Raw genomic sequence first — 7804 nt, 5'->3', positions numbered from 1 at the left:
CTGCTGGACGTCGCCGCGGTGGGCCGGGCCCTGTCGGACGCTGCCGCGGCGACGATCGAAGCGGCCCTGTTCATCGCGCAACGCCGCTTCGAACAGGAGGCCGGCCGGCCCGTCCCGGCGAGGATCGCGGTGATCGCGATGGGACGTCTCGGCGGCGGGGAGCTGTCCTACGGCAGCGACGCCGATGTCGTGTTCGTCCACGAGCCGGCAGAGGAGAGCACCAACAGCGCTGTCACGGACAGTGAAGTTGCTGATGCGGCACGGATGGTTGTGGCCGAACTGCTGCGGCTGTTGGCCCTGCCCGCCGGCGGTGATCCACCCCTGATACTGGATGCGCAGCTTCGCCCGGAAGGCCGTACCGGTCCGATGACCCGCACCCTTGCCAGCTACGCCGCCTACTTCAACCGGTGGTCGCAGGGCTGGGAGGCGCAGGCGCTGCTGCGGGCGCGCCCGGTCGCGGGGGACGCCGCCCTCGGCGAACGGTTCTGCTCGTGGGTGGACAAGATCCGCTATCCGTCGAACCTGAGGCCCGGCGTGGTCGCCGAGGTCGTCCGGTTGCGCGGCCGGATGGAAGCGGAGCGCATCCCCGCGGGCGTGGACCACACCCTGCACCTCAAGCTCGGTCCGGGCGGTCTTGCCGACGTGGAATGGGCCGTGCAGGTGCTGCAGCTGCGGCATGCCCACCGTGTACCCGCCCTGCGCACGACCTCCACACTCGCGGGGCTGCGCGCGGCGGCCGCGACCGGTCTGCTCGATCCGGGCGAGGCGGCGACGCTCACACAGGCGTGGACCATGGCGTCCCGTATCCGCAATGCGATCATGTTGACCCGGGGACGTCCCGGTGACGTGCTGCCACGTCAGCCGCGGGCGCTGGCCCAGGTCGCCGGCGCGGTCGGCTACCCGGCGGATCGGACCGACGCGCTGGTGAGTGACTACCGGCGCGTCGGCGCACATGCACGTGCGGTGGTGGAGGCCGTGTTCGCCCGCGAACTGGACAGACGCGAGCTGGACGGACTGGACGGGTAGATGCCGCCGGGCAGGTGCTGGTCAGTGCACCTGCCCTGGTCGGCGCACCTGCCGGAGCGCCGTGGTGCCGGAGCGCCGTGGTGCCGGACGCACCCTGCCTGCGGTGGGTCCGGCGGCCTACGGCGGTACAGGTGGTACAGCGGTTACCCGGGCGGGTCAGACCGTGACGATCGCGTCCGTCGCTTCCTTCTGACCGGGGATGACCAGGGTGGGTTTCGTGCCCGCGAGCGCGCTGCAGCAGGTGTCGACGATCAGGCCGGTGACCAGGTAGGGGTCCATGTTGGCGTTGGGACGACGGTCCTCGATCCAGCCCTTCTTGGCCTTCTCCACAGCCCACGGGATGCGGATGGACGCGCCGCGGTCGGAGGCGCCCCAGGAGAACTTGTCGTACGGAGCGGTCTCGTGCTCACCGGTCAGGCGCTGCTCGATCCCGTGCCCGTAGTTCTTGACGTGCTCCAGGACGCGGGTGCCGAGTGCCTCGCACACGGTCACGATGGCGTCCCAGCTCTCCATGGTGGCCTTGGTGGAGAAGTTGGTGTGCGCGCCCGCGCCGTTCCAGTCACCGGGAATCGGTTTCGCCGCGAAGGAGACGGTGACGTCGAACTCCTCGGCGACCCGGTGGAGCAGCCAGCGTCCGACCCAGATCTGGTCGCCGATGGCGGGGGGCGGGAGCACGCCGATCTGGAACTCCCACTGGGCCATCATGACCTCTGCGTTGGTGCCCTCGATGGCGAGGCCCGCGTCGAGGCATGCCTGCGTGTGCTTCTCGACGATCGCACGGCCGACCATCTTCTCGCCGCCGGCACCGCAGTAGTAGGGACCCTGGGGGGCCGGATAGCCCACCTCGGGCCAGCCCAGTGGCCGGCCCTTCTGGAAGAAGGTGTATTCCTGTTCGATACCGAACATGGGTGACTGGTCGGCGTACTTCTCGAAAGCCTGGCGGCAGAACGCGCGGGTGTTGGTCGGGTGCGGGGTGAAGTCGGTCAGTTCGACCTCGCACAGCACCAGGATGTTGTCACCGCCGCGCAGGGGGTCCGGACAGGTGAACACGGGCCGCAGGACGCAGTCCGAGTTGGATCCCGGCGCCTGGTTCGTGCTTGAGCCGTCGAAGCCCCAGATGTCCGGTTCCTTGCCGTCGGCAACGATACGGGTTTTACTCCGCATCAGGGGCTCCGGCTTGGTCCCGTCGATCCAGATGTACTCGGCCTGGTAACTCACTCATACTCCCCGTGGTTGACATGACACGTAGCGGAGTTTCTCATCGCGCACCTGCGGATTGTTCGACCCGGGCCGCGGGTGCCAAGAGGGTCCGTCCGGATCTTCGTCGCGTCCGGTTTCCGCACAGTTTCACCGCGGTAAATTTCCGGTCAATCACGCGTTTCCGGTCGGTTCGGCTTTCCGGGTGCTCCGAAACAACTCGGTCCGCCCGACAGGCCAAAGGCGGTGCGACCATGTTCTTTTCGTGCCGCCGGAGGCCCGAGTCTCCCGAGGGTTACGTCCCCGGAATGCTGGGAAGAAATGTTCCACGGAGGGGACGGGCCGGGCAGCCCGCCACCTCGTTCGCGGTTTCAGTGATATCGCGGTTCACCCGGCCGGACCGTTCCGCCGGTGGTCCGGCCGAAGCGTCCGACCGGACCACCGGCCGAATTACCGGCCGAACGAGGCGCGTGGCTTTCGGCCGCCGTCCCGCCCGTCAGATGTCGTAGTAGAGCTGGAATTCGTACGGATGCGGCCGGAGCCGAATTGCGTCGACCTCGTTGACGCGTTTGTAGTCGATCCAGGTCTCGATCAGGTCGGGGGTGAAGACGCTCCCCTCGGTCAGGAACTCGTGGTCGTCCTCGAGAGCCTCCAGCACCTTCTCCAGCGATCCGGGCACCTGCGGCACGGCCGCCAGCTCATCCGGTGGCAGATCGTAGAGATCCTTGTCGATCGGGTCCGGCGGTTCGATCTTGTTGCGGATCCCGTCCACGCCGGCCATCAACATCGCGGCGAAGGCCAGATACGGGTTGCAGCTCGGGTCGGGGACCCGGAACTCGATCCGCTTCGCCTTGGGCGAGACGCCGCTGAGCGGTATGCGACAGCAGGCCGAGCGGTTACGAGCCGAGTAGACCAGGTTGACCGGTGCCTCGTAGCCCGGCACGAGACGCCGGTAGGAGTTCGTGGTCGGGTTGGTGAACGCCAGCAGCGCCGGCGCGTGGTGCAACAGCCCGCCGATGTAGTAGCGGGCGAGCTCCGACAGGCCGCCGTAGCCGCTCTCGCTGTAGAACAGCGGGTCGTCGCCCTGCCACAGGCTCTGGTGGACGTGCATCCCCGAGCCGTTGTCCTGGAAGAGCGGCTTCGGCATGAAGGTCACGGTTTTGCCGCGGGAGAGCGCGACATTGCGGATTATGTATTTGTAGAGCATCAGGTTGTCGGCGGTCCGCAGCAGGGTGTCGTAGCGAATGTCAATCTCCGCCTGCCCGGCGGTCCCCACCTCGTGATGCTGCATCTCGACGGTGATACCGGCCCTGATCAGCGCCCGGGTCATCTCCGACCGCAGGTCGGTGAAATGGTCGGTCGGGGGGACCGGGAAATAACCCCCCTTGAACCTGGGCTTGTAGCCGAGGTTTCCGCCCTCCTCCTTGCGGGCGGTGTTCCAGGCCGCCTCGATGGAGTCCACGGCGTGCAGGGAACCGTATGGATTGTAGTCGTAGCGGACGTCGTCGAATATGTAGAATTCGGCCTCCGGGCCGAAGTAGGCGGTGTCCGCGAAACCTGTACCCCGCAGGTAGGCCTCGGCCTTCTTCGCGGTGTTGCGCGGGTCGCGAGAGTATTCCTCTCGGGTGATCGGGTCATGGATGAAGAAGGTCATCGCGAGCGTCCGGTGCTCACGGAACGGATCGACGAAGGCCGTGGTCGGATCCGGCAGCAGCAGCATGTCGGACTCGTGGATCGCCTGGAACCCGCGTATCGAGGACCCGTCGAACATCAGGCCGTCGGTGAACACCGAGCCGGAGAAAACCTCGGTCGGGATCGTAAAGTGCTGCATAATCCCAGGAAGGTCGCAGAAGCGGACGTCGACGAACTCGACGCCCTCGTCCGCGATGTAGCGAAGTACGTCATCGGCGTTTGTGAACATCCACCCTCCAAGGGAGCTTCATGGCCGTGTGGATAGGAAGGATACGCCATGCCCCGATGCGGACCGTAACTCCATATGGTTCCGTAAACATGACGAAGTCGTTTCGTGACTGTAACACGGCAGGGAATTGTTACTCCGGGTGACTGGATTTTCGAGGCGGTTGCCAGGCATAGGCTTGCCCCGTGGGACGCGCACTCGGAAACTGGCTGGAAGGTCCACAACTTCCCCGGGACACCCCGCCCGGTGTCCGGCTCGGCCTGCCGGCCGACGGTCCCGGCGCGGTGGTCGGCGTCGGTCACCGGCTGGCGGCGTTCGCGGTGGACGCCGTTATCGCCAACCTGCTGGCCGGCGTCCCGGTGCTGTTCGGGCTCCGTTACTCGGTCGACGCCCGCGGGCTCGCCGTCTACCTTGCCTTCCTGCTGGAGGAGCTCGTCCTGATCGCGGTCAACGGGCAGACCATCGGGATGCGCATGGTCGGTATCCGCGTCATCAGGGTGAGCGACCACCGCCGGGCGGGATGGTTCTGGAGCGCGGTCCGCACCGTGTTGCTGGGCCTGGCCATCCCGGCCTTCATCTGGGACCGGGACCTGCGCGGCACCCACGACCGCGCGGCCGGCACGGTGGTCGTCCGCGATCCCGGCCGGGGCTTGGCCCGCCCTTCCCCGACCCGGGGCGACGGCCAACCCTCGCGGTAGGGGATGTCCCCAAATTGCGGCGAAGTGGTTGAGGCTGTGGGTGATTCCCGTTTGCGATCTCCGGGGAAGATCGCGAACCCCGCGTGATGGCCAGCTCTCGAGGTAGGGGATCCCCAATGGCTGCGAAGCCCCCGGTGGGGATCTACCGGATTTTTCCTCCGCGGGGGATGCTGCGGGGGATGGGGCCCTTCGGGATGGGCAGGGTTGGCGAGCTCACCGCCCGTAGCCGCCGTGCAAGGGGCTCCACCTCGCCGCGTCGCAGGGCGGGTGGCAGGCGCATCAGCGTCGACCGCAGTTTCGGCAGGGGTACCTCGCCGGGCCCGTTGCCGATCACGATGTCGTGGACGGGCGTTTCACCGATCACCTTGCGGACGCGGCGGACCTCGGTGCCGAGCAGGTCGCGCTGGCCGCGCCCCCGACCCTCGGCGATGATCACTACGCCGGCGCGGCACACCACGCGGTGCACGACGTCCTGGTAGCGGTTGACCGCCACAGCAGGCGTGATCCGCCAGTCTCCGCGCATACGCTCGATGATCCCGGCGGCGGCACCGGGCTGGCCCTCCATCTCGGCATACGCGGTCTGCTGGACCCGGCGGCTGAAGACGTTCATGGCGCTGATCAGCCCCAGCATGATCCCGATGGGCAGCCACACCCACAATGGGCCGACGACGAGCCCGAGCAGCACGCCGATCGCCACGGGGATCAGCAGGCCGAGCAGCGACCACCACACCGCTCGCGGATCACGCTGTCGGGTGAGTCGGAACACCGTCCTGATCTGCGTGAGGCGCCCCGGCCCGGCGGCCTTGCCGTCGGCCCCTTTCGTGCGTTCGCCTCCCGCTGCGGCTTTTCCGGCAGCGGACACCTTGCCGTCGGACTTGTTTGTGCGCGCCATGACCGCGAGCCTACGACCTGGATCGGGTGTTGCCCGAGCGTGGTGCCGAGGTGCCCGGGGTACTCAACGCTCGGTGGCGATCGCCATCCGTCCACCGGTCTGTGGCCTGGAGCGCACGATCTTCCACGAAGCCTCGGCGTGTTGACCGGCGCCCACCTGCAGGTCGGCGGCAGCACGCCAGGCGTTACGACGCGCTGTTCGCTGGCCGCCGTGGGGGAGGAGGAGAAGGGTCAGTTCTTCGACGGCGGTCAGTAGTGACTTCAGCAGGATCACGTAGATCTCCCGGGCCGGTCGAACGCATTGTCGGTCATGATCTCAGTCTTGATCTGCTCGTTGCGCAGCGGTTACTGTCGGATGACACTAGTGCCGCTGGGGCGGGCACACCACCGCGATAGTTACTCTGCGTAGTTAGAGTGGCCAGGGGTGGGACTATGTGTCTCGGTACCTTTTGTGCCTGGACGGGCCTCTGAACGTGCCTGCGGACGTGCGCCCGGGCCGTCGGTGCCGTCGCGATGCTCGATCGCCTGCTGGTACATGCGTCCGGCGCGGTAGGACGAACGCACGAGCGGACCGGCGAGCACGCCCACGAACCCCATCTGTTCGGCCTGCGCGCGCAGGTCGGTGAACTCCTCGGGGCGCACCCAGCGCGCCACCGGATGGTGGCGGGGGCTGGGCCGCAGGTACTGGGTGATGGTCAGCAGTTCACAGCCGGCAGCCAGCAGGTCGGCCATGGTTGACAGGATCTCCGCGGGCTCTTCGCCGAGCCCCAGGATCAGGTTGGACTTGGTCACCAGACCCGCGTCGCGGGCCCGCCGGAGCACCTCCAGCGACCGGTCGTACCGGAACCCCGGCCGGATCCGCCGGAACACCCGCGGCACCGTCTCGATGTTGTGGGCGAGCACCTCGGGCGCTGCCCCGAAGACCTCGGCAAGCTGCTCCGGACGGGCGTGGAAGTCGGGGATGAGCAGTTCGACACGGGTGCCCGGACAGGACGCGTGGATCTCACGGACCGTCTGGGCGTACAGCCACGCCCCGCCGTCGGGCAGGTCATCGCGTGCCACCCCGGTCACGGTCGCGTAGCGCAGACCCATCGCCTGCACCGATTCGGCGACCCTGCGTGGCTCGTCGGCGTCGAACGCGGCCGGGCGTCCCGAGTCGATCTGGCAGAAGTCGCATCGGCGGGTGCACACCTCGCCGCCGATGAGGAAGGTCGCCTCCCGGTCCTCCCAGCACTCGTAGATGTTCGGGCAGCCGGCCTCCTCACACACCGTGTGCAGGCCCTTGTCGTGTACGAGCCCCTTGATGTCGGAGTACTGCGGGCCGGTCCGCATGCGGGTCCGGATCCACGACGGCTTGCGCTCGATCGGCGTGGACGCGTTACGGACCTCCAGCCGTAGCATCTTCCGGCCCTCGGGCGCCGGAATCGTCACCGTGCTGTCGGTGGTCACCGTGCCATCTCCGTCTCCCGCGCCAGCACCGTGCCGCCGGGCACCGGTACCTCGTCCTCGCCCGGCGCTGGTAGGTCGTCCACGGCCCGTGGCCGGATGACGAAGGCCGTCAGTGCCTCGACCGCGCGGCGTTCCACGATGGGCAGTGCCTCCTCGACGGTCACGGTCCGGCCGAGTTCCCTGCTCAGGCTGCTTACCCCGACATCGGACAGGCCACACGGGACGATTCTGGTGAAGGCGCCGAGATCCGGACAGCAGTTGAGGGCAAAACCGTGATAAGCGACCCGATAGCGCACCCGGACACCGATCGCCGCGAGCTTGCGCTCCCCGTCGGTGGTCCACACTCCGGTACGTCCGGCCACCCGGGTGGCCGGCATACCGAAGTCCCCGCAGATCGCGATCAGGGCTCCCTCGAGGGCGCGGACATAGGCGACCACGTCCAGCGGCTTGGGTAGCCGCACCACCGGGTAGCCCACGATCTGCCCCGGCCCGTGCCAGGTGATCTTGCCGCCACGGTCGACGTCCACCACCGGAGTGCCGTCGAACGGGCGCTCCCACGGCTGCGTCCGCCGACCGGCGGTGTACACGCTGGGATGTTCCAGGAGGATCAAGGTGTCGGCCGCAT

7 protein-coding genes and 1 pseudogene are annotated in these 7804 nt (G+C 67.9%); 2 read left to right on the top strand and 6 right to left on the bottom strand.

Features of this window, described 5'->3' with window-relative positions; all coding sequences use genetic code 11:
• A pseudogene (locus DD1DGNOD_RS19535) lies at positions 1–1026 on the top strand (bifunctional [glutamine synthetase] adenylyltransferase/[glutamine synthetase]-adenylyl-L-tyrosine phosphorylase); the annotation flags it as partial.
• Between the two features lie 156 nt (positions 1027–1182).
• On the opposite strand, the gene glnII reads toward DD1DGNOD_RS19535, so the two are convergent.
• Entirely contained in the window at positions 1183–2244 is a 1062-nt protein-coding gene (glnII, locus tag DD1DGNOD_RS19530; RefSeq protein ID WP_131767919.1) for a glutamine synthetase GlnII, read from the bottom strand.
• Positions 2245–2719: 475 nt separating this feature from the next.
• Entirely contained in the window at positions 2720–4144 is a 1425-nt protein-coding gene (gene glnA / locus DD1DGNOD_RS19525) for a type I glutamate--ammonia ligase (protein ID WP_131767918.1), read from the bottom strand.
• Between the two features lie 182 nt (positions 4145–4326).
• Between glnA and DD1DGNOD_RS19520 the strand changes: the two genes are divergently transcribed.
• Positions 4327–4839, top strand: a complete 513-nt coding sequence (locus DD1DGNOD_RS19520) for an RDD family protein (protein WP_131767917.1) — start codon at positions 4327–4329, stop codon at positions 4837–4839.
• 142 nt (positions 4840–4981) lie between these two features.
• Here DD1DGNOD_RS19520 and DD1DGNOD_RS19515 read toward each other — a convergent pair whose 3' ends face one another.
• From DD1DGNOD_RS19515 to lipB, 4 genes are all read right to left on the bottom strand, one after another.
• Complete coding sequence (locus DD1DGNOD_RS19515) at positions 4982–5731, bottom strand: DUF4191 domain-containing protein (RefSeq protein WP_131767916.1); 750 nt, start codon at positions 5729–5731, stop codon at positions 4982–4984.
• A gap of 63 nt (positions 5732–5794) precedes the next feature.
• Complete coding sequence (locus tag DD1DGNOD_RS19510; RefSeq protein WP_131767915.1) at positions 5795–6004, bottom strand: hypothetical protein; 210 nt, start codon at positions 6002–6004, stop codon at positions 5795–5797.
• A 122-nt stretch (positions 6005–6126) separates the two neighbouring features.
• Positions 6127–7131 carry a lipoyl synthase gene (gene lipA, locus DD1DGNOD_RS19505; protein WP_346434355.1) on the bottom strand — a complete coding sequence of 335 codons (1005 nt, stop codon included), beginning with the start codon at positions 7129–7131 and terminating at the stop codon, positions 6127–6129.
• Positions 7132–7175: 44 nt separating this feature from the next.
• Positions 7176–7804: lipoyl(octanoyl) transferase LipB (gene lipB / locus DD1DGNOD_RS19500; RefSeq protein WP_131770776.1), on the bottom strand; the 629-nt coding region annotated here is incomplete at its 5' end.

Source organism: Candidatus Protofrankia californiensis (assembly GCF_900634765.1).
Classification (GTDB): Bacteria; Actinomycetota; Actinomycetes; order Frankiales; family Frankiaceae; genus Protofrankia; species Protofrankia californiensis.
This window is presented reverse-complemented; position numbering and strand designations above follow the sequence as displayed.